At 33.2% G+C, this 22,300-nt stretch carries 16 protein-coding genes and 1 tRNA gene; 9 read left to right on the top strand and 8 right to left on the bottom strand.

What is annotated here, in order from left to right; translation table 11 throughout:
* Position 1: 1 nt before the first annotated feature.
* Positions 2-1,756, bottom strand: coding sequence for an aspartate--tRNA ligase (gene aspS / locus GQR95_RS04075; RefSeq protein WP_159021951.1), 1,755 nt, complete (start codon positions 1,754-1,756; stop codon positions 2-4).
* A 353-nt stretch (positions 1,757-2,109) separates the two neighbouring features.
* Between aspS and GQR95_RS04070 the strand changes: the two genes are divergently transcribed.
* Complete coding sequence (locus GQR95_RS04070) at positions 2,110-4,737, top strand: TonB-dependent receptor (RefSeq protein ID WP_159021950.1); 2,628 nt, start codon at positions 2,110-2,112, stop codon at positions 4,735-4,737.
* A 168-nt stretch (positions 4,738-4,905) separates the two neighbouring features.
* Here GQR95_RS04070 and GQR95_RS04065 read toward each other — a convergent pair whose 3' ends face one another.
* The 4 genes from GQR95_RS04065 to GQR95_RS04050 are packed head-to-tail and all read right to left on the bottom strand — an operon-like array spanning position 4,906 to position 11,524.
* Positions 4,906-8,385: an efflux RND transporter permease subunit gene (locus tag GQR95_RS04065; RefSeq protein WP_159021949.1), complete on the bottom strand. Its 3,480-nt coding sequence runs from the start codon at positions 8,383-8,385 to the stop codon at positions 4,906-4,908.
* A 9-nt stretch (positions 8,386-8,394) separates the two neighbouring features.
* Positions 8,395-9,561 (bottom strand): efflux RND transporter periplasmic adaptor subunit, encoded by a 1,167-nt coding sequence (locus GQR95_RS04060; protein ID WP_159021948.1) that lies wholly within the window; start codon positions 9,559-9,561, stop codon positions 8,395-8,397.
* Positions 9,562-9,572: 11 nt separating this feature from the next.
* Positions 9,573-10,916 carry a TolC family protein gene (locus tag GQR95_RS04055; protein ID WP_159021947.1) on the bottom strand — a complete coding sequence of 448 codons (1,344 nt, stop codon included), beginning with the start codon at positions 10,914-10,916 and terminating at the stop codon, positions 9,573-9,575.
* Positions 10,916-11,524: a TetR/AcrR family transcriptional regulator gene (locus GQR95_RS04050; RefSeq protein ID WP_159021946.1), complete on the bottom strand. Its 609-nt coding sequence runs from the start codon at positions 11,522-11,524 to the stop codon at positions 10,916-10,918. Before GQR95_RS04050 ends, GQR95_RS04055 begins: the two co-directional genes overlap by 1 nt.
* 130 nt (positions 11,525-11,654) lie before the next feature.
* Between GQR95_RS04050 and GQR95_RS04045 the strand changes: the two genes are divergently transcribed.
* Together GQR95_RS04045 and GQR95_RS04040 are read left to right on the top strand one after the other, a co-directional pair.
* Complete coding sequence (locus GQR95_RS04045; RefSeq protein ID WP_159021945.1) at positions 11,655-12,629, top strand: polyprenyl synthetase family protein; 975 nt, start codon at positions 11,655-11,657, stop codon at positions 12,627-12,629.
* 15 nt (positions 12,630-12,644) lie between these two features.
* Entirely contained in the window at positions 12,645-12,992 is a 348-nt protein-coding gene (locus GQR95_RS04040; protein ID WP_159024225.1) for a hypothetical protein, read from the top strand.
* A 191-nt stretch (positions 12,993-13,183) separates the two neighbouring features.
* Here GQR95_RS04040 and GQR95_RS04035 read toward each other — a convergent pair whose 3' ends face one another.
* The gene (locus GQR95_RS04035; protein WP_159021944.1) at positions 13,184-13,711 is read right to left on the bottom strand and encodes an alpha-ketoglutarate decarboxylase; all 528 of its coding nucleotides are present in this window, start codon (positions 13,709-13,711) and stop codon (positions 13,184-13,186) included.
* Between the two features lie 118 nt (positions 13,712-13,829).
* Between GQR95_RS04035 and GQR95_RS04030 the strand changes: the two genes are divergently transcribed.
* Complete coding sequence (locus tag GQR95_RS04030; RefSeq protein ID WP_159021943.1) at positions 13,830-16,589, top strand: 2-oxoglutarate dehydrogenase E1 component; 2,760 nt, start codon at positions 13,830-13,832, stop codon at positions 16,587-16,589.
* A gap of 33 nt (positions 16,590-16,622) precedes the next feature.
* Positions 16,623-17,840, top strand: coding sequence for a 2-oxoglutarate dehydrogenase complex dihydrolipoyllysine-residue succinyltransferase (gene odhB / locus GQR95_RS04025; protein WP_159021942.1), 1,218 nt, complete (start codon positions 16,623-16,625; stop codon positions 17,838-17,840).
* A 395-nt stretch (positions 17,841-18,235) separates the two neighbouring features.
* Here odhB and GQR95_RS04020 read toward each other — a convergent pair whose 3' ends face one another.
* Positions 18,236-18,868 (bottom strand): response regulator transcription factor, encoded by a 633-nt coding sequence (locus GQR95_RS04020; protein ID WP_159021941.1) that lies wholly within the window; start codon positions 18,866-18,868, stop codon positions 18,236-18,238.
* A gap of 37 nt (positions 18,869-18,905) precedes the next feature.
* Positions 18,906-19,358: a TIGR02281 family clan AA aspartic protease gene (locus GQR95_RS04015; protein ID WP_159021940.1), complete on the bottom strand. Its 453-nt coding sequence runs from the start codon at positions 19,356-19,358 to the stop codon at positions 18,906-18,908.
* Positions 19,359-19,413: 55 nt separating this feature from the next.
* Between GQR95_RS04015 and GQR95_RS04010 the strand changes: the two genes are divergently transcribed.
* The 4 genes from GQR95_RS04010 to GQR95_RS03995 all read left to right on the top strand — a co-directional run bounded on the left by GQR95_RS04010 (position 19,414) and on the right by GQR95_RS03995 (position 22,237).
* On the top strand, positions 19,414-20,181 hold the full coding sequence (locus GQR95_RS04010) for a TatD family hydrolase (RefSeq protein WP_159021939.1): 768 nt from the start codon (positions 19,414-19,416) through the stop codon (positions 20,179-20,181).
* A gap of 2 nt (positions 20,182-20,183) precedes the next feature.
* Complete coding sequence (locus GQR95_RS04005) at positions 20,184-21,215, top strand: asparaginase (RefSeq protein WP_159021938.1); 1,032 nt, start codon at positions 20,184-20,186, stop codon at positions 21,213-21,215.
* A 72-nt stretch (positions 21,216-21,287) separates the two neighbouring features.
* Positions 21,288-21,375, top strand: a tRNA-Ser gene (locus tag GQR95_RS04000).
* Between the two features lie 88 nt (positions 21,376-21,463).
* Positions 21,464-22,237, top strand: a complete 774-nt coding sequence (locus GQR95_RS03995) for a MotA/TolQ/ExbB proton channel family protein (protein ID WP_159021937.1) — start codon at positions 21,464-21,466, stop codon at positions 22,235-22,237.
* The last annotated feature ends 63 nt before the right edge of the window (positions 22,238-22,300 follow it).

The raw sequence follows: 22,300 nt of genomic DNA, 5'->3' as shown, positions 1-22,300 counted from the left end.
TTTATAATTTAATATTTAATTTTAAGCTTAATTCGTTAAGCTGTACATCATCTATTTTTGCGGGAGCATCAATCATGACGTCTCGGCCAGAATTGTTTTTTGGGAAAGCGATAAAGTCACGAATTGTTTCTTGTCCGCCTAAAATAGCAACCAAACGGTCTAAACCAAATGCTAATCCACCGTGTGGTGGTGCACCGTATTCAAACGCATCCATTAAGAATCCGAATTGTGCTTTTGCGTCTTCATCAGAGAAACCTAAATGTTTCAACATAATAGCTTGAGTTTTCTTATCGTGTATACGAATAGAACCTCCTCCAATTTCATTACCATTTAAAACTAAATCGTAAGCATTGGCTTTTACGTCTCCTGGATTGGTGTCTAATAATTCTATTTGTCCAGGTTTTGGAGATGTAAATGGGTGGTGCATGGCGTGGTAACGTTCTGATTCCTCATCCCATTCTAAAAGCGGGAAGTCCATAACCCATAAAGGAGCAAATACTTTAGGATCTCTTAAACCTAAACGGTCTGCAATTTCCATACGTAATGCACTTAATTGAGCACGTACTTTATTTGTAGGTCCAGAAAGCACACAAATTAAATCGCCAGTTTTAGCATTTGTTATTTCTGCCCATTTTGCTAAATCGTCTTGATCGTAAAATTTATCTACCGAAGATTTGAAAGATCCATCGTCATTACAACGTGAATAAATCATACCTGAAGCACCAACTTGCGGACGTTTAACCCATTCTATTAATTTGTCTATTTCTTTTCTTGTGTAACTGTTTCCGCCAGGAATAGCAATACCAACAACTAATTCAGCATCATTAAAAACTTTAAAGTCTTTATGTTGTGTTACAGTGTTTAATTCTCCAAACTCCATTCCAAAACGAATGTCTGGTTTGTCGTTTCCGTAAAGACGCATGGCATCGTCGTAAAGCATTCTTGGAAAGGTTTCAACTTCTACACCATTTACTTCTTTAAGTAAGTGACGTGTTAATCCTTCAAATACATTTAAAATATCTTCTTGCTCTACAAACGCCATTTCACAGTCTATTTGTGTGAATTCTGGTTGTCTGTCTGCACGTAAATCTTCATCTCTGAAACATTTTACAATCTGAAAATATTTATCCATACCACCAACCATAAGCAATTGCTTAAAAGTTTGAGGCGATTGTGGTAAAGCGTAAAATTGTCCTGCATTCATTCTAGAAGGCACAACAAAATCTCGAGCACCTTCTGGAGTAGATTTAATTAAGTAAGGAGTCTCAACTTCAATAAAATCTTGACTAGATAAATAATTTCTAACTTCCTGAGTTACTTTATGACGGAAAATTAAATTGTTTTTTACTGGATTACGACGAATATCTAAATAACGATATTTCATACGTAATTCTTCTCCACCATCAGTTTCATCTTCAATTGTGAATGGCGGAAGAAGTGCGCTGTTTAAAATAGTTAATTCAGAAACTAAAATTTCTATATCTCCAGTTGCAATTTTTGGATTTTTAGAAGTACGTTCTATAACTGTTCCTTTTACTTGAATAACGAATTCACGACCTAGTTTTTGTGCTTGATCCATCATCGCTTTAGGTGTGCGCTCTTCATCAAAAATAAGTTGCGTAATACCGTAACGATCACGTAAGTCTACCCAAATCATAAATCCTTTGTCACGTACTTTTTGTACCCAACCAGAAAGTGTTACTTCATTATTTATATGAGACGATCTTAATTCGCCGCAATTATTACTTCTATACATATTCAAAATTTTTGATGTGCAAATTTAATGAAGTTAAATGATTAAAAACTAAAAAACAGGAAGCTTTATACACCGTATTTTTTAGTTATATCAACTATAACCTTTTCGTTAGTCTATATAATAGTGTGTTGCTTTATTTACATATGCTTTTAAATGTATGCTGTAAGTTTAAAATAGATCTTTTATTAATTCTGTGAACAGTTGTATTTTGTTAAAGTATTATTGTTTTTAACGTGTTTTAACAATTTTAACAATTTATTTTCATGGTTATTTCATATTTACTGATAATAAATTGTTAATGAAAACATAAAATTTATATATTAGTCTTATCAAATAAAAAAAAAGAAAATGTTATGGTTAAATTATTGCAATTTAAATTATTGGTATTTCTAATATGTATTGGAGTATCAGATGTAATTGTAGCCCAAGAGGTTACTGGGACAGTTTCAGATCATTCAGGTGCATTGCCGGGAGTTTCCGTAATCGTTAAAGGAACTTCTGTAGGGATTACTACAGATTTTGATGGAAAATATGATATAAATGCTAGTGATGGGCAAACCTTAGTGTTTTCTTATGTGGGGTATGATACTCAGGAGATTGTTGTTTCTGGGCAAACGATTGACGTTGTCTTGAAAGCAGGTGTTGCTTTAGATGCAGTGGTGTTAACAGGGAATAGAGCAAAACCGAGAACAATTTTAGATTCGCCGGTGCCTATAGATAATATAGATGTTGCAGAATTGCAGAATAGTGGTAAGCCAACATTTGATAGAATGTTAGTGTTTAAAGTGCCTTCTTTTAATTCTCAAAATCAAGCAATTTCTGATGCAACTGCGCATTATGATCCAGCAGATTTACGTGGTTTGGGACCAAGTAGAACATTGGTTTTAGTTAATGGAAAACGAAAAAACCAAAGTGCACAAGTTTATTTAGGTGGTTCTCCAGGTAAAGGAGAAGTTGGTGTAGATTTAAAAAGTATACCTACTGCAGCAATAGAAAGAGTAGAGGTTTTAAGAGATGGAGCATCTGCGCAATATGGATCTGATGCTGTTGCTGGGGTTTTAAACATTATTTTAAAGAAAGATGTAGAGTATTCTACGTTTACATCAAGAGCAGGTATTACTTCGGAAAACGATGGTTTTAATTTTTCTGCAGATTTTAATTCTTCTCTTAAATTTGGTGATGGAGGTGTTATTAATTTTACTTTAGGTTATTATAAACAACAGATTACAAATAGAGCAGGTTTTGTAGATCCATTGACAGAAGGAGCAACAAGAGATTATGAAATTGATTGGTTAGAAGATAATCCTGATGCAGGTATGACTGTTGGTCAGCCAGAAATGGAAAAAGGAGATCTATTTGTAAACCTGGAACATCCTTTAGGTGAGAACGGAACTATATATTCTTTTCATGGTTTTACTTCAAGAACAGGTAAAAGTTTTGCCTTTTATAGAGCGCCTTACTGGAGATCAGATGTCGCTGATGCAGAGTTTTTAACAAGTACCACTGATTTTAAAGGTTATCAGCCAACATTTGAGGCTAAAATTAATGATCATATAAATGTTTTAGGAGTGAAGTATTCTTTATCAGATAAGTGGAATATGGATACAAGTGTAACTTATGGTTCTAACGATATAGATGTAACAGTTAATAATTCTGTGAATAGAGATTATTTAGCAGATCACGGAACGTCTCCAACATCATTTAATCCTGGAGGATATAAATTTAGTAACCTTATAGGGAATTTAGATATTTCTGGTCTCGTTTCAGAAAAAATTAGTATTGCAACAGGATTAGAAATTAAGAGAGAGGTTTTTAGTGCTTTTGAAGGTGATCCTTTTTCTTATTATGGTGGTGGATCAGATTCTTTTGCGGGAATCAAACCAGAAGAGGCTGGTGTATGGGACAGAAGTAATTTTGCTGCTTATGGGCAAGTAGATTATGATATTTCTGAAAGTCTTTTATTAGGTGTCGCTGCTAGATATGAAAATTTTTCTGATGGCGGAGATAATGTGTCATGGAAAATTAATGGGCGTTATAAAATAGGAAAAAAAGGAGCGATAAGAGTTTCTTATAGTACAGGTTTTAGAGCACCAACATTACACCAACGCCATATTACTTTAAGTCAGTACACTATTGTTGATGGATCTACAGAGCCAGTACTACAAGGTACTTTAGCGAACGATAATCCTGCTGTACAGGCGTTAGGAGTGCCAAGTCTTTTTGCAGAAACTTCAGAAAACATTGCTGGAGGTTTTACTTATAAAATAAATAAAAACTTCTCTGCTTCGTTAGATTTTTACCAAATTAAAGTATATGATAGAGTATTATTTTCTTCTCAAATATCTTATGATGATGATGATAGTACAACTAATGAAATTGAACAAATCTTACAAGACTACAATGTAGTTGGTGTTCAGTTCTTTATTAATGCGGGTGATACGAAAACAAAAGGAGCAGATTTAGTATTAAATTATAGAAATATTGGTATTGGAAACGCTTTGCTGAATGTTAGTTTAGCGGGGAATTTAAATACAACGACTATCGATAATATTGAAACACCAGCAGCTTTGGCAAATGCAGGTTATGATATTTTTGATAGAGCAGAACAAGGTTTAATTACGAGTTCTAGACCAAAATCTAAATTTATTCTTGGGTTAGCTTTAGATGTTGATAAATGGGATTTTTCTTTAAACAATACACTTTTTGGGGAAGTAACTATTATTTCTGATAATGATAATCAGAACCCAATTTATGACCAAACATTGTCTTCTAAATTAACTACAGATTTTGGATTTGTTTTTAACCTTAACAATATGATTAGTTTTAATGGTAATGTTAATAATATTTTTAATGTGTATCCAGATAAAACCAACGTAAATACAGGAACTACAAGTAATGGCCGTTTTGTTTATGCTTCATCAGTGCAACAACAAGGGCAATTAGGAACTAATTTTTCTGTAGGAATCAATTTTAAATTATAGTATGATTTATGTATAATATTAATCTAGACATTCCCTTATAGAAGGTTTAGGTTTTTTGCTATTAATTTTGAATTAGTCAGACCGTTAATGAACAATGGTTTTTATTTGAAAAATCCGGAGTATAAAGCTCCGGATTTTTAGTTTAATTAATTGTAATAGGCCTTTTTATTAGGTTGGTACAGATATAATATGTCTGTTTGATAACCACATTTTAAACCGTGTAGTTAGGTAGAAAAATACAGGAACAACAATTAGTGTTAAGAATGTTGCTACTAATAATCCGTAAATTACGGTCCAAGCTAAAGGTCCCCAGAATACCACATTGTCTCCTCCTATATATATGTTAGGATTAAAATCGTTAACCAAAGTAAAGAAGTTAATGTTTAACCCAACAGCTAGCGGTACTAAACCTAGTATGGTTGTAATAGCTGTTAATAATACAGGGCGTAAACGTGCTTTTCCGGCATGAACAATACACTCGTATAAATCTTCACGTTTTAAATAATCGTCGTCTCCTAAATCTAGTTCTAATTTCTTTCTATCTATAAGGAGTTGAGCATAATCTAAAAGTACCACACCGTTGTTTACTACAATACCTGCTAGAGAGATAATTCCCATCATAGTCATCATAATTACAAAGGCATCTCCGGTAACTACAAGTCCGCCAAACACCCCAATAAAACTTAGGAAAATCGCTAACATGATAATTCCAGGTTTAGAAATAGAATTAAATTGGAATATTAAGATGAAAAAGATAAGTGCTAATCCCGTAAAGAACGCGCCAATTAAGAACGCCATTTGTTTATTTTGTTCTTCAATTTGTCCAGTGTAGTCAATCTTAATGTCTGAAGGTAAATTTTTGAATGTTTTCATTTCATTCTGAATTTGCCCAACAATTGCAGCCGCATCTGTAAAACCAGGAGATAAAGCCGAGTACACGGTTACTACACGTTTTGTGTCTTTATGTTTAATCGCACTATATCCGGAAGTGTTTTTCTGTCTTGCCACAGCAGAGACAGGAATCTCTTTAATTTGTCCGGTGTTATCTCTAAAGGTCATTTTCTGATTAAAAATGGCACTAATATTATATCTGTTGTCTTCGTTAAAACGCACATAGATATCGTAATCGTCTCCGTTTTCTTTATACACGCCAGCTTTGCTACCAAAGATTGAATTACGTAATTGTGTTCCTACTTGACTTGCGCTTACGCCTAATTCTCCGGCTTTAGCTCTGTCTACTTCAACCAACATGGCTGGTTTTCCTTTGTTAACGTCAATTTTAAGTTCGTCTATTCCAGGGATGTTTTTCTGGTTAATAAAGTCTCTCATGCTTTGCGCAATTCCAATAAGCTCTGCGTAGTCTTCGCCTTCAATTTCTATATTAATGGGAGATCCTACCGGTGGTCCGTTTTGGTCTTTTTCTACTGAAATTAATATTCCAGGATAAATCCCGACTAACGCTTTTTGTATTTTCTGACGTAACAATTCACTGTCTTTACCGCGTCTGTATTTATACTCACGCATAGATGCTGTAATCTTAGCTTTATGTGGCATTTCTGCAGCAGAACCACCATCTGTTTGTGGGTTTCCTGCGCCTTCACCAACTTGAGATACGGCACTTTCTACTAAAAAGTTGTAGTCTCCATCTTTATATTCGTTATCATCAAGAACATCGTAAACTTTTTTCTCAATTTCTTTTGTTATCGTATTCGTCTTTTCAATATCAGTACCTTCAGGATATTCTACATAAACAATAATTTGATTAGGTTTATTGTCAGGGAAAAATTCAACCTTAGTACGTTTAGAATCTAGTGATGCTCCAAAAGCGATAAAAGCTAATATTAATAAGGTAAACGTTGTTATGGTAATAAAAGCAGGCCATTTTTTACTTAAAGCACGTCTTAATTCGCGTTCGTAAAAGTTTTCAAAAATCACTAATATTTTTGTTTGGAATGTGTTTGCCATTTTTCTTAAAAACAAACGGTAAATCCAAAGCATTGCAGAAGTAAAAATCATTAATCCACCAAAGCCTCTATAATCGCCTCCAAATATTAAAATAAGTAAGCCAATTACTGAAACAATACTTGTTATGGCAATAACGTTTTTCATTGGCATGTCTTTATCTTCAATAGTCATGTATTTAGAAACTAATACCGAGTTAAAGAAAATGGCAACAATTAGGGAAGAACCTAGTACAGTTGATAATGTAATAGGGAGTAAAATCATGAATTTTCCCATAACTCCAGGCCAAAGTCCTAATGGAATAAAAGCAGCTACCGTTGTGGCTGTAGATATAATAATAGGATAAGCAATTTCTCCAATACCAATTTTAGCAGCTTTTTTTCTAGTCATGCCTTCTTCGTCCATTAAACGGTATACGTTTTCTACAACTACAATTCCGTTGTCCACCAGCATTCCTAATCCCATAATTAATCCAAAAAGAATCATGGTATTTAATGTGTATCCTAAAAAGTTTAATATCATTAAGGACATAAACATAGACATTGGTATGGCGAAGCCTACAAAGAGCGCGTTTTTAAACCCTAGGAAGAACATAAGTACGGTAATTACTAATATAATTCCGAAAATAATGTTGTTTACCAGGTCGTCTACTTGACCAATAGTTACAGAAGATTGGTCGTTGGCAATGGTTACTGTTAAATCTTGTGGAAATACATTTTCTTTGGTGTCTTTTACTATTTGCTGAATTTGCTCTGCAGCATCAACCATGTTTTTACCAGCACGCTTTTTAACATCTAACATGACTACTCTGTGTCCAAATTCACGGGCATAGGTAGTTCTGTCTTTTTCTTTAAATGAAATTTTAGCAATGTCTTTTAAGTAAATCGGATTGTTATTGTCAGATTTAATAACAAAATTATTCAATTCTTTAGGCGTTTCTACTTCTCCTAAAATTCTAATAGTACGACGTTGGCCACTAGAAATTAAATTACCGGCAGACATGGTTACGTTACCACCTCGAACAGCATTTATAACATCAGAGAAGCTTACTTTTGCAGCCATCATTTTATAAATGTCTACCGCAATTTCTACTTCTTTATCTTGTGCGCCACGAATATCTACTTGTTTAATTTCTTGTAGGTCTTCAATTTCATCCTGAAGGTATTCTCCAAAATCTTTTAATTTGTCTACAGGATAATCTCCAGAAATATTAATGTTAAGGATTGGCATTTCTTCCGATAGGTTTAAATCGAAAGCATTAGGTTCTACCTTAGCATCGTTAAATGTTGGCCAATCTTCGCCAGCTGTTTCAGAATCTATTTCGTCTTTAACCTTTTGTTTGGCCGATTCTACACTTATACTCTCATCAAATTCTACAACAATCATAGAGTAGTCTTCTTGAGAGGTAGATGTTATTTCTACAACATTACTTATGGTTTTAAGTTTATCTTCTAGAGGATTTGTTATTAGTTTTTCTATATCTTCTGCAGTGTTTCCTGGGTAAATAGAACTTACGTAAATTTTAGTTTCTACAACTTCAGGAAAATTCTCTCTTGGCATGTGGTAATATGCTGTAATTCCTAAATAGAAAATTACAGCCATAATAGCGTATATCGTGGTTTTGTTATTAATGGCCCACGTCGACAGTCCAAATTCTTTGTCTACTTTCTTTTTGTGTTTTGTCATGACTTAGGCTTAATATTTTATAACTTTTACGGTTTGCCCTTCTCTTGCGCTACGTGCGCCTTCTTTAATAATTTCTGCGCCATTTTCTATACCGCTTAAAACCTCAATCACATCATTTTGTGTTCTTCCTGTTTTAATAATTGCGCGATTAACAGTAGCTTCTCCATTGTCATTTTTATTAGAAACAACATAAATGTATTGTTCTCCGTTTGCGTTTTCTGAAATGATGCTTAACGGAATTAAAAGTGCATTTTCATTAGTGTAATCGTTAATCTTAAGTTTTGCAGTTAAGTTAGGTTTTATGTTTTCTTCCTTATTAGGTACGGCAACTTCTACTTTAAATGTCCTGTTTCCTGGGTTAATAAAGTTACTTGCCTGACGGATTTTAGTGTTTACGCTAGTTCCTAAAATTGGAAATTCTACTTTTACCTCTTTTCCTTCAACGACATCTTTAATATAGCTTTCTGGAACTTCAGTTTCTATATACATGTTTTTTAGGTTTACAATACGCATAAGTTGCGATTGTCCGGGGCTAACAACACTTCCTTGTTCTGTAATAATATCGTCTATAACGCCAGAAAATGGTGCTGTAATTGCTGCTTTTGCTAATTGTGTTTTTAACTGGTTTACGGCTTGTTCTTGAGCCTCGAAAGTAGATTTTGCTTGAAGAAACTGAATTTCACTCCCAATTTTCTGGTCCCAAAGTCGTTTCTGGCGCTCGAAAGTGGTTTTAGTTAATGCAAGCTGAATTTCACTCTGTGCTACTTGTTGTTCTAGTCCGCCATCGTCTATTCGTGCTAAAACTTGTCCTTTTTTAACGTGTTGTCCTTCTTTAACGTAAATGTCTTGAAGAATTCCAGAGGTTTCAGAATAAATAACAATATTTTCTTTGGTTTGTACGCTTCCTTGTAGTTCTAAGAAGTGTACAAAATTTTCTGTTTTTGCTTGAACCGTAGTTACTAATGGTAGTTTTTTAGTGTCGTCTAATTCTGCTATTTTTTCATCTATTAATTTTAGTTGTTCACTAATAGCTACTTGTTGTGCTTCTATTTCTGTACGTTTAGCACGAATGTTTTTTAGGTTACCTTCAGATAAAATGTGTTCTACAGGTTCTTCTTTGTTGCCACAGGAAATTAATAAAAATGCAAAGGCTGCGATTGTATATATGTGTTTCATAATTGTCTGGATTAATTGTTTAGTGTGCTTAAAATAGCGTCTAGTTCTGCTTTCTTGTTAATAATATCAAGCATAGATTGTAAGTATTCTTGCTGTGCAGAATATAATTGTGTTTGTGCTTGTCTTAAATCGAAACTTGAAGAAATACCTTCAAAAAATTTCACTTGATTCTTGTGTTCTATGCGTTCTGAGAGTTCTAAGTTTAGTTTTTTGTTTGCGTAATCTTCAATAGCATATTGGTAATCGCTTTTTGCTGTTGCAATTTGAAGTTTAAGTTGCTGTTCTGTTTCTGTTAAAGATTCGTTTGCTTTTTCTAAATCTATTCTGGCTTGTTGTGTTGCTGCAGATCTGCCTAACGAACTAAATATTGGAATATTTAAGCTTACACCTAATAAAGACGACCCATACCATTTTTGATCGTTTTTTAAAAAGTCGAAATTCTTATCGTAAGCGCTGTAACCACCATTTACATATGCACTTAATGTTGGCATACCTTTACTCATAGCTAATTTTACAAGTAAATCTTTGCTTTCTACGTCGTTTTCTGCAATACGATAATCAATTGTGTTTTCAACATTTTCATCTGCATCTAAAGCTTCTAAAGAAGTGTATTGTAAACTTAGAGTTTCTAAATTATCTGTAAGATCTGTATCTGTGTTTAAATCTATACCTAACGTAATATTCAGCATTTGGTAGGATAAAATATTTAAACGTTTTACATTATTTAAGTCACTAATTAAACCCGAGAGTGTAATTCTTATTTGTTCTACACTTTCTTCTTCTTCGAGTCCGTTTTCAAATGTTTTCTGAATTTCATATAAATTAGATTCAAGAATTTCTTTATTGCTTTCTAAAATTTTTAAACTTTCTTCTGAAAGTAATACGTTTCCATAAGCGTTAATAACTGCTTTTCTAATTTCTAAATCTGTTTTAACTTTAGAGTTTTTAGATATTTCTAAATAGACTTTAGAGGCTTGCAGGCCTACTAAATACGATCCGTCAAATAGTAATTGGCTTAACGTAGCTGTTGCGCCTATGTTTTGTTTGGTATTAAATTCTACAGGAATATAAGTTCCCGCGTCTCCGCCAAAAATTTCGGCAGGAATTAACGATACTTGTTGTTTCAACCAGTTTTGGTAGTCTACGGTTGCGCTAATTTGTGGTAAACCTGTAGCGGTTGTTTCCCATTTTTTTTCTTCAGCAATTTCAATATCTCTTACTGCATTTTTTACAGTGCGATTATTTATTAAGGCGTAATCTATAGCTTCTTGTAAACTAAAGGAAACAGGTCCTTCTTGAGCAAATGCCGTAACACTTAGGCATAAACTAAATAGTAATATTAGTTTGTTTCTCATTATTTGTAATTAATTAAAGTATTCTTTTTATTTAATAAAGTAACGCCTAAAGGCGTGCAAATACCGCGTAAATGGTATTCTAAATAGTTGTCTAGTAAATCTTCTAACGAAAATTGATTTTCAGGAAATATCTCGTGGTCTTTAAGTGCTCCCATAGAATTAAAGTAAATTCTAGAAATAAACTCTACATTTAAATTATCTCTATAAAGTCCTGCAGCTATTCCTCGATCTAGATTGCCACTAACACAACCTTGCATAACCTCGAATTGTTTTTGTTTTAATATAGTGTGTATGCGCGGGTAGTATTTTTTTAATTGAAATTCTGGAGACTTCTTTTGATTGCTCATGTAATTTGTGATAAACTCTTTTATTTTAAAAAGTTCGTCTATCGGATTTGCGTTTAAATTGAAAATAGCATCAATAGATTCCGAGATACATTCAAATTTATATATAGCAGTAGCCTCAATTAATTTTGTTTTGGTTTCGAAATATTGATAGATGGTTTTCTTAGAAATTCCCATTTCATTTGCAATGTCGTCCATGGTTACACTTTTAAATCCTAGATTTAAAAAAAGCTCGGCCGATTTTATAATAATCTTCTTTTTCATTAGTGTTTTATTCGCGTGCAAAGATAATCAAGGAAACTATAAAAACAAGAAAAGTTTCCAAGGTTTTAATTGTTTGTTAACATTGAAAAACTCTATGTGATAATTACGTTTATTCTGTTATTTTTGTGTCATGCAAAATATATTATACTATCAAGATGCTTTTATTAGTTACTTGAAAGAATTTAAAACAGACAGACAGCCACAATCTTTATATGTGCCAATCGATTATATTTTAAATTTAGGAGGGAAGCGATTAAGACCCGTTCTAACGTTAATGACTGCGGAAATTTTTAACGCAGATCATAAAACAGCTTTAGACGCGGCCTTGAGTATAGAGGTGTTTCATAATTTTTCTTTAGTTCATGACGATATTATGGACGATGCACCTTTACGTCGCGGGAACCAAACGGTACATGAAAAGTGGGATATTAATACCGGTATTTTGTCGGGAGATGCTATGCTGATTATGGCATATCAATTATTTGAAAATTACGAATCTGAAACGTTTAGAGATTTAGCAAAGCTATTTAGTAAAACCGCTTTAGAGGTTTGTGAAGGGCAACAGTACGACGTAGATTTTGAAAATAGAGACGATGTTACAATTCCTGAGTATTTAAAAATGATAGAATACAAAACGGCTGTTTTAGTTGGTGCTGCTATGCAAATGGGGGCAATAGTGGCTAAAGCATCTAAGGCCGAACAAGAAGGGATTTATAGTTTTGGAAGAAATTTAGGGATTGCATTTCAATTACAAGACGATTATTTAGATGCTTTTGGAGATCCTAAAACATTTGGAAAACAAGTAGGAGGAGATATTATTGAAAACAAAAAGACATTTTTGTATTTAAAAGCTCTAGAGTTTTCTAGTGAAGAACAACAACGCGAATTACTGCATTTGTTTAGCGTAACGCCAACAGATAGTACCGAGAAAGTGCAGTCTGTAAAACAATTGTTTTTAAGTAGCGGAGCTGCAGATGAAACAACAAAAGAGATTGAAAGCTACACAAACAAAGCCTTTTCTGTTTTAGAAACTTTAAATATAAGTGAAGATAAAAAGAGTTTATTGAGGCTTTTTGGTGAAAATTTAATGACTAGAAAAGTGTAATTTTAAAATATTATGATGCAATTAGAAACTATACAGGAGCTGTTGGATACTTCTTTGCAATACGAATTGTATGGTAATTTGGTGTTTCAGTTAAATAAAGATTTTAGATTGGCTAATGTAGATTTTGATGTCGAATCGTCTATTTTGCCTGACGAGTTAAAGCTTCAATTGCATGAAACCGTATTTCAGCTCATTCAAAATGCATTTGCAGAGTATTTAAATCTACTTTATATTATAGATGTGTCTGAAGAGCAAATTAAATCTTTAGATGGTAGCGATACTTTAAAGCTGTCTGAACAGGTTGCTTTTCTTATTTTAAAACGAGAATGGCAAAAGGTTTGGTTTAAGCATCAGTACAAATAACATACTTGTAATTCAGGTTTTAAAAAAAAGGTATCGAGAGTCTTTATAAAGACTCTCGATACCTTTTTTGTTTTAAATTATTTAGTAATTGTAATTAAGAATATATCGATATTCTTCTTGTGTTAAATAACCTTATGCTAATAAATGTTTTGTGTTTACTGTATAAAATGTGGTAATAGTAATTGGGTGTATTAAAAATATACTCTTATAAAAGGTGCCCAAGGCGAAGCGTAAATGTTTTTGTTATCGTCGTAAAGCACATCGTAACGTACGCCAACGGTTACATTATTGGTTTGGTATCCCAGACCTAGAAGTAAGGCGGGTGACCAATATTTTTCATCACTATATAAAATTCTATCGTTGTCATATTTTCTATTTACATGTAATTGTTGGTATTCTCCAGATAACTGAATATTTGGTGTTGGGTTGTAAAGTCCGGTTAATGTACCTCCTAAGATGGTAGATTTGTAGAAGTCTTTCTGGGAGTTGTACGTAAAGTTTAAACCTGCTCCTAATGCGAATTGAGAATTAAATTGATAGATTGCTGAAGGTTCTATTGTGCCACTAAAAAATTCATTACCAAAACTAAGTCCAAGTCCTCCGCCAAATTTAATTTTTTCGTTAAAAGTTGCATTTTGTGCAGTAATAGTCTTAAAAGACAGAGAAAAAATAAAAATTAAGATTATACTTTTAACAAAGTATGCATGTGATTTTTTCATAGTCAAGAAAAATTTTAGTTAAAATTCCCTTATAAATATAAGAAAAAGGTACCTAAGTTTAGTAAAAGTTGTACTTTTGTGTAAAATTTGTCAAAGCGAGAATTTCTCAAACAAAACAATGGATAAATATTCCTTTTTAAACGCAGCACCCACAGCATATTTTGCTGAATTATACGATCAATATTTACAAAACCCGGATTCAGTTGAGCCAAGTTGGAGAGCCTTTTTTCAAGGTTATGATTTTGGTACCGAAAACGATATCGTTGAGTCAGAACCTATGGAGAATATCTCCTGTGATCATGTTTCAGAAAACCTGACCAAAGAATTTCAAGTTGTTCAATTGATAGCTGGTTACCGTACCAGAGGGCATTTGTTTACTAAAACAAACCCTGTACGTGATCGTCGAACGTATTCGCCAACATTGGCTATAGAAAATTTCGGACTATCTAATAGTGATTTAGGTACCGTTTTTTCTGCAGGAGAAATCCTAGGTATAGGATCTCAAACGCTGAAAGAGATTATAAAACATTTAGAAAAAATATACTGTGATTCTATTGGTATAGAATATATGTATGTTAGAAATCCAGAGCGAAAGAGTTGGATTCAACAAAAATTAAATGTTAACGATAATCAGCCAAACTTCGATGTAAAGCATAAGAAACATATTTTAAGAAAGCTTAACGAAGCTGTTTCTTTTGAGAGTTTCTTACATACCAAATATGTTGGTCAGAAACGATTTTCATTAGAAGGTGGAGAGTCTTTAATCCCCGCAATAGACGCTGTTATTGAAAAAGCAGCAGATTATGGTGTAAAAGAATTTGTAATGGGAATGGCCCACCGTGGTCGTTTAAGTACACTTACAAATATCTTCGGAAAATCTGCTAAAGATATCTTTAGTGAATTTGATGGTAAAGATTACGCAGAAGAAATCTTTGATGGTGATGTGAAATACCACTTAGGTTGGACGAGTAATCGTGAAACCGATAACGGAAAAAAAATAAACCTAAACATTGCTCCAAATCCATCGCATTTAGAAACGGTAGGAGCTGTTGTAGAAGGTATTGTTCGTGCTAAACAAGACGATAAATATGCAGAAGACCCATCGCAAGTGCTACCAATTGTAGTGCATGGTGATGCCGCTATTGCAGGTCAAGGTTTAGTGTACGAAATTGTGCAAATGGCACAACTAGATGGTTATAAAACCAATGGAACGCTTCATATTGTTGTAAATAACCAAATCGGATTTACAACCAATTATTTAGATGCTCGTTCTAGTACCTATTGTACAGATGTTGCTAAAGTAACTTTATCGCCAGTATTACACGTAAACGCAGATGATGTTGAAGCGGTGGTACATGCCATGCTTTTTGCTTTAGATTTTAGAATGCATTTTAAACGCGATGTGTTTATTGATTTATTAGGATATAGAAAATATGGGCATAACGAAGGTGACGAACCTCGTTTTACGCAACCTAAATTATATAAAGCAATTGCTAAGCATAAGAATCCAAGAGATATTTATGCTGAAAAATTAATAAGCGAAGGTGTAATCGATAAAGATTATGTTAAGCAACTTGAAGTGTCTTATAAAGCGAGTTTAGAAGAAGAGTTAGTCGATTCTCGTAAAGAAGAAAAAACAGTAATTACACCGTTCATGAAAGATGAATGGAAAGATTTTGTTCGCGTTACCGAGCAAGATATGATGAAACCTGTAGACACAACGGTATCAAAAGAAAAATTAGCGCAAATCGCAAATGTGATTTCTAATTTACCTGAAGACAAAAAATTTATTCGTAAGATTGAACGTTTAGTACAGTCTAGAAAAGTGATGTTTGAAGAAGATAGATTAGATTGGGCTATGGCAGAACATTTAGCATATGGAACACTTTTAGAAGAAGGTTTCGATGTTAGAATGTCTGGACAAGATGTAGAGCGTGGTACATTTTCTCACCGTCATGCTGTTATTAAAGTAGAAGATAGTGAAGAAGAAGTGGTTTTACTTAATCAGTTAAGTGATAATCAAGGCCGATTCTTTATTTATAACTCTTTATTATCTGAATATGGTGTTGTAGGATTCGATTATGGTTACGCCATGGCTAGTCCAAAAACATTAACAATTTGGGAAGCACAGTTTGGAGATTTTAGTAATGGGTCTCAAATTATGTTAGATCAATATATTTCTGCTGCAGAAGATAAGTGGAAACTTCAAAACGGATTGGTAATGTTATTACCTCATGGTTATGAAGGTCAGGGGGCAGAGCATTCATCTGCACGTATGGAACGTTATTTACAATTGTGTGCAAAAGACAATATGTTTGTAGCAGACTGCACAACACCTGCAAATATTTATCACTTGTTGCGTAAGCAAATGAAATCTAATTTCAGAAAACCTTTAATTGTTTTTACACCTAAGAGTTTATTGCGTCACCCAAAAGTGGTCTCTACTGTAGATGAATTTGCAAACGGAGGTTTCCAAATGGTAATAGACGATGTTACTGCTCAGGCTAAAAAAGTAAAATCTCTTGTTTTTGTTACTGGTAAATTCTATTACGACTTATTAGAAGAGAAAGAAGAACAAGGAAGAGAAGATATTGCTTTAGTAAGAGTAGAACAATTATTCCCATTACCTGCAACTGCAATTAGAGATGCAATTGCTAAGTATAGTGGTGCAGAAGAAATAGTTTGGGCACAGGAAGAACCAAGAAACATGGGGGCTTATTCACACATGTTAATGCATTTAGACGAAGCTAAAACATTCAGATTTGCAGGAAGACGTTCTTATGGTGCACCTGCTGCTGGTAGTTCAACTCGATCTAAACGTCGCCATAAAGAAGTAATCGACTTTGTTTTCGATAGAACAAAAAACAACCAACGATAATTTAAAAATAAGATTAAACTAAAATATTGAACGATGATTTTAGAAATGAAAGTACCTTCTCCGGGAGAATCTATCACAGAAGTTGAAATAGCAACATGGTTAGTTCAGGATGGTGATTATGTAGAAAAAGATCAAGCAATTGCTGAGGTTGATAGTGATAAAGCAACACTAGAGCTTCCTGCTGAAGAAAGCGGAATCATAACGCTTAAAGCAGAAGAAGGAGATGCTGTTGCCGTTGGTGAAGTTGTATGTTTAATAGATACAAGTGCTGCAAAACCAGAAGGTGATGCACCAGCAAAAGAAGATAAAAAAGAAGAAGCACCTGCTCCAAAAGCAGAAGCTCCTAAAGCTGCTCCTGCAGCAGAAAAAACATATGCATCTGGTACAGCAAGCCCTGCCGCTAAAAAGATTTTAGCAGAAAAAGGTATAGCTGCATCTAGTGTAGTTGGTACAGGTAAAGCTGGTCGTGTAACTAAAGATGATGCTGTTCATGCAAGACCATCTATGGGAACTCCAACAGGAGGAAGTAGAGGTGAATCACGTTCTAAATTATCAATGTTACGTCGTAAAGTAGCAGAGCGTTTAGTTGCTGTTAAAAACGAAACGGCGATGCTTACAACTTTTAATGAAGTTGATATGGCTCCAATTTTTGCTTTAAGAAAAGAATATAAAGAAGAATTTAAGGCTAAGCATGGTGTTGGATTAGGGTTTATGAGTTTCTTTACTCTAGCTGTAGTTAGAGCGTTAGAAATGTATCCTTCTGTAAACTCTATGATGGATGGTAAGGAAATGCTTTCTTACGATTTTTGTGATATTAGTATTGCAGTTTCTGGACCAAAAGGATTAATGGTTCCTGTAATTAGAAATGCTGAAAACTTAAGCTTTAGAGGTGTAGAATCTGAAGTTAAACGTTTAGCGCTTCGTGCAAGAGATGGTCAGATTACTGTAGATGAAATGACAGGTGGAACATTTACTATTACTAATGGTGGTGTATTTGGAAGTATGTTGTCTACTCCAATTATTAACCCACCTCAAAGTGGTATTTTAGGTATGCATAACATTGTTGAGCGTCCTGTTGCTGTAAATGGTCAAGTTGTTATTAGACCAATTATGTATGTCGCTTTATCTTACGATCATAGAATTATTGATGGTAAAGAAAGTGTAGGATTTTTAGTTGCTGTAAAAGAAGCTTTAGAAAATCCACAAGAACTCTTAATGAATAACGATGTTAAGAAATCTCTAGAACTATAGAGTGATCTTAATTATCAATTATAAATAAAAAAGGACAATCTTACGATTGTCCTTTTTTATTTAAACTAATGTGTAAAAAATACAAAGAGATTTAAAGCAATAATCATTAAAGCAGATATAGATATGCTAGTGATTATTAGTCGTTGTTGTGAGTAATAATGTGTCTGATTTTCCATAATACTTGAATTTGCATTTTTAGAGCGAATTAAAAACAATCTATTTAGACTTAATTGTTTTATTAAAGTTAATATGTGTAAAATGAGCGTTTTAAATCTAAAACTCTGCATCTTTACAATGCAGAGTTAAAATTAATAATCCTCCCTAAGAACTAATTAATAGCATTGTAAATATATTTTAAATAAGCGTAGTATGAAATACGTGTATATACGTATTCTTTATAAAAGGTCTTTATAATTGGTAGCCAAAATAAATAAAGCATTGTGTTTTCCTTCTAGATTAAGCTTATTTACAATGTTACTTCTATGCTTGTCTACAGTGCGAGAAGATATAGATAATTCGTCGGCTATTTCAGGACTGGTTTTGTTCTTAGCTATAAGCTTTATAACCTTCAATTCGGTTTTGGTTAGCTTATTTAAGACTGTCGAGTCTGTGTTGTTCTGTGATTTTTCTAAATTAGGAATAATCTCCTGGCTAAAATAAGGTTGGTTGTTTCTAACGCTTTCAATGCAGTTTTCAATTTCTTCAACAGCAAATTCTTTTAAAATATACCCATATATATTTAATTCTTTTGCTTGCTTGTATACATCTTCACGTTTATCAAAAGTGATTAAAATAATTTTTGTGGCTATGTTGTTTTTTTTGCAATCTTCAGCGATTTCAATTCCAGAGCGGTGTGGCATTCTAATATCAAGAATTGCAATTTCGGGTTTTAACTTTACAATAAGGTTGTATGCAGACTGTCCGTCGGTAGCACTTCCTACTATGTTATAATCTATAGATGTAAGATAGTTTGTCATCCCTTTTAGCATTAAAGGATGATCATCAGCTATTACTATAGATGTTTTCATGGGAAGTTTATGTTTTGACTTTTAAATATACTATTTCTTATTTTAAAGATGGTTTTTTAAGGTATAGATATTTTTTGTCGTAATCTATTATGCCTTTTCCTTTTTTAAGAATATCTGCACCTATAATGCCATCTACAGGAGTAGAATTGTGATTAATTAGAGCGGTATTTACATGTGTTAAGTCAAATAAAATTAAAGCAAGATTGTTTTTTTTCCATTTGCCAATCTTGACTGTGTTTTTTTTAGAGATTTGAGTAACCATATCTGTAGCTCCAGCACCCGCAGCTTTAATTTCAGAATCTTTTACTTTTAAGTTAAAACGTTCTATGGCTTCAAAGCCAACGCAGGAACTCGAAGCTCCTGTGTCTAAAATAAATAAACCTTTTTGATTGTTTATGGTTGCTTGGATTTCAAAATGATTGGTTTTTGTAAGTTTCAATTTTATTTTAACGTAATCTTTATTCAATAAAAATTCTTGAAGTGATGTCATCCTAAAAAATATAATTTAAGCAAATATAGTGATGTAAAACCATTAATTTTACAGAATGATTATTACAGACACACACACACATTTATATAGTGACGCTTTTGATGAAGATAGAGACGAGATGATTCAACGTGCCATAGAAGCAGGTGTTTCAAGATTCTTTATTCCTGCCATAGATTCGACGTATACAGATAGTATGCTCGAGTTGGGGCGTAATTATCCCGACCACATGTTTCTTATGTCTGGTTTGCATCCTACTAGCGTAAAAGAGAATTATAAAGCCGAATTGCTTCATGTAGAAGAACAATTAAGTAAACATAAATATTACGCTATTGGCGAGATAGGTATTGATTTATATTGGGATCAATCGACTTTAAAAATTCAGCAAGATGCATTTAGGCAGCAAATTAAATTAGCGAAAGCTCATAAATTACCAATTGTAATTCATTGCAGAGAAGCATTTAATGAAGTTTTTGAAATTTTAGAAGAAGAAAAAGGAGCAGATTTATTCGGACTTTTTCACTGCTTTACAGGAACTTTAGAGCAGGCAGAACAGGCTATTTCTTATAATATGAAATTAGGAATAGGGGGCGTCGTTACTTTTAAAAATGGTAAAATTGATAAGTTTTTGAATAAAATAGACCTTAAACATATCGTTTTAGAGACAGATTCGCCGTATTTAGCTCCAACTCCGTATCGCGGAAAACGAAATGAAAGTTTCTATATTTTGAAGGTTTTAGAAAAACTATCCGATATTTATCAGGTTCCAGAACAAGAGATCGCTTCTATTACAACTCAAAATTCTAAAGCCATTTTTGGTGTTTAATAATGACGAAATCTAAAACTAATATCCTACTCATTTATACTGGTGGTACCATTGGTATGATAAAAGATTTTGAAACTGGAGCATTAAAAGCCTTTGATTTTAAAAATTTATTAGATAAAATTCCCGAATTAAAGCAATTAGATTGTGATGTAGAGACGTTTTCATTCTTGAAGCCCATAGATTCTAGCGATATGAATCCGGACTATTGGGTGCAAATTGCTGAAATTATAGAATCTAATTATGATGCTTTTGATGGATTTGTGGTACTTCACGGAAGTGATACAATGAGTTATACGGCCTCTGCTTTAAGTTTTATGCTAGAAAATTTAGCGAAACCAGTGGTTTTTACGGGGTCTCAATTGCCTATAGGGGATTTGCGTACAGATGCAAAAGAAAATCTAATTACGTCTATTCACTTGGCTTCATTGCAGCGATATAATAAGCCTTTGATAAGAGAAGTGACTTTGTATTTTGAATATAAATTATATAGAGCAAACAGAACAACAAAAATTAATGCAGAACATTTTGAAGCTTTTGCATCTTTAAATTATCCAGATTTAGTTACATCTGGTGTGCATTTAAAAGTAAATTATGATTATTTATTTAAGCCAAATCTTAAAAAAACATTAAAAGTTCATAAACTTTTAGACGTAAATATTGCTTTAATAAAACTTTTTCCTGGAATTTCTGAAGGCGTTTTGCAAAGTTTTTTTAATACTCCAGGGTTAAAAGGAGTTGTTTTGGAAACCTATGGCGCAGGAAATTGTAGTACTCAACCATGGTTTTTTAAAATTTTAAAAGGAGCAATTTCAAAAGGAATTCATATTGTAAATATTACACAATGTTCCGGAGGAAGTGTGCTTATGGGACAGTACCAAACAAGTGAACAGTTAAAGAAAATGGGTGTTATTTCAGGAAAAGACATCACTTCGGAGGCTGGAATATGTAAATTAATGTATTTACTTGGACAGAATGTTTCTCCTAAAGTCTTCAAAACCATATATGAAACATCTTTAAGAGGAGAAATGACTTAAAATTAACTGATAAAATTTTCATGTCTTAAAGATTTTTTGTTATTTGCCGTATGTAATGAAAAAGTAAAAAACAGAGAGGTGGCCGAGTGGTCGAAGGCGCACGCCTGGAAAGTGTGTATACGTCAAAAGCGTATCGAGGGTTCGAATCCCTTCCTCTCTGCAGATAATTCTGATGACGTTTTTTGTTTTTTAATTGCATTTTTTTTATATCTTTAACACTTTAACTAATAAAATTAAGATCAAGAACAATGAAAAGATTATTTTCTATCCTAGCCATTACATTTATGGTGGCATTCGGAACTGTTAATGCAACTACAACTAGCGCTGCTGCTGTAGCAACTACCGTAGTTTCTTCAATTCAAGATGATGCAGCCGCAACTGCAACTGAAGATTTAGGTTTTCACCAAGAATTAAAAAAACGTTTCATAGAAGGAGGCGCTGGATTCATGGGGATTGTACTATTATGTTTAATTCTAGGTTTAGCTATCGCTATTGAGAGAATTATCTTTTTAAATTTATCTTCAACAAACACTAAAAAATTAACTCAAAAAGTAGAAGACGCATTACAATCAGGTGGTGTTGAAGCTGCAAAGGAAGTTTGTAGAAATACAAAAGGACCTGTTGCATCTATCTTTTACCAAGGTTTAGACAGAACCGATGAAGGTATAGAAGCTGCTGAAAAAGCTGTTGTATCTTACGGTGGTGTTCAAATGGGACAACTTGAGAAAAACGTGTCTTGGATATCATTATTTATCGCTTTGGCTCCGATGTTAGGATTCATGGGTACGGTAATTGGTATGATTCAAGCATTTGATAAAATTGAAGCTGCAGGAGACATGCAACCATCACTTGTTGCTGGGGGTATTAAAGTAGCCTTATTAACAACTGTATTCGGTTTGATCGTTGCAATTATTCTTCAAATCTTTTATAATTACATTATTGCTAAAATTGATAGTATCGTTAACGATATGGAAGATGCTTCAATTACATTAATGGACTTGTTAATTAGATACAAGAAGTAATAATTTTAAAACACATTAAACGATGAGTTTACATAAAATATTAAAAATTATTGTTGGCGTACT

The sequence above is a fragment of the Formosa sp. L2A11 genome, assembly GCF_009796865.1.
In the GTDB taxonomy this organism is placed as follows: Bacteria; Bacteroidota; Bacteroidia; order Flavobacteriales; family Flavobacteriaceae; genus Formosa.
This window is presented reverse-complemented; position numbering and strand designations above follow the sequence as displayed.

What these genes read in the sequence shown, in the direction of transcription:
- GQR95_RS04035 (WP_159021944.1), bottom strand. Translation starts at nt 13,711, where the DNA reads ATGAAAAAATCACATGCATACTTTGTTAAAAGTATAATCTTAATTTTT.
- GQR95_RS04070 (WP_159021950.1), top strand. Translation starts at nt 2,110, where the DNA reads ATGGTTAAATTATTGCAATTTAAATTATTGGTATTTCTAATATGTATT.
- GQR95_RS04005 (WP_159021938.1), top strand. Translation starts at nt 20,184, where the DNA reads ATGACGAAATCTAAAACTAATATCCTACTCATTTATACTGGTGGTACC.
- GQR95_RS04055 (WP_159021947.1), bottom strand. Translation starts at nt 10,916, where the DNA reads ATGAGAAACAAACTAATATTACTATTTAGTTTATGCCTAAGTGTTACG.
- odhB (WP_159021942.1), top strand. Translation starts at nt 16,623, where the DNA reads ATGATTTTAGAAATGAAAGTACCTTCTCCGGGAGAATCTATCACAGAA.
- GQR95_RS03995 (WP_159021937.1), top strand. Translation starts at nt 21,464, where the DNA reads ATGAAAAGATTATTTTCTATCCTAGCCATTACATTTATGGTGGCATTC.
- GQR95_RS04065 (WP_159021949.1), bottom strand. Translation starts at nt 8,385, where the DNA reads ATGACAAAACACAAAAAGAAAGTAGACAAAGAATTTGGACTGTCGACG.
- GQR95_RS04040 (WP_159024225.1), top strand. Translation starts at nt 12,645, where the DNA reads ATGCAATTAGAAACTATACAGGAGCTGTTGGATACTTCTTTGCAATAC.
- GQR95_RS04045 (WP_159021945.1), top strand. Translation starts at nt 11,655, where the DNA reads ATGCAAAATATATTATACTATCAAGATGCTTTTATTAGTTACTTGAAA.
- aspS (WP_159021951.1), bottom strand. Translation starts at nt 1,756, where the DNA reads ATGTATAGAAGTAATAATTGCGGCGAATTAAGATCGTCTCATATAAAT.
- GQR95_RS04020 (WP_159021941.1), bottom strand. Translation starts at nt 18,868, where the DNA reads ATGAAAACATCTATAGTAATAGCTGATGATCATCCTTTAATGCTAAAA.
- GQR95_RS04030 (WP_159021943.1), top strand. Translation starts at nt 13,830, where the DNA reads ATGGATAAATATTCCTTTTTAAACGCAGCACCCACAGCATATTTTGCT.
- GQR95_RS04050 (WP_159021946.1), bottom strand. Translation starts at nt 11,524, where the DNA reads ATGAAAAAGAAGATTATTATAAAATCGGCCGAGCTTTTTTTAAATCTA.
- GQR95_RS04010 (WP_159021939.1), top strand. Translation starts at nt 19,414, where the DNA reads ATGATTATTACAGACACACACACACATTTATATAGTGACGCTTTTGAT.
- GQR95_RS04060 (WP_159021948.1), bottom strand. Translation starts at nt 9,561, where the DNA reads ATGAAACACATATATACAATCGCAGCCTTTGCATTTTTATTAATTTCC.
- GQR95_RS04015 (WP_159021940.1), bottom strand. Translation starts at nt 19,358, where the DNA reads ATGACATCACTTCAAGAATTTTTATTGAATAAAGATTACGTTAAAATA.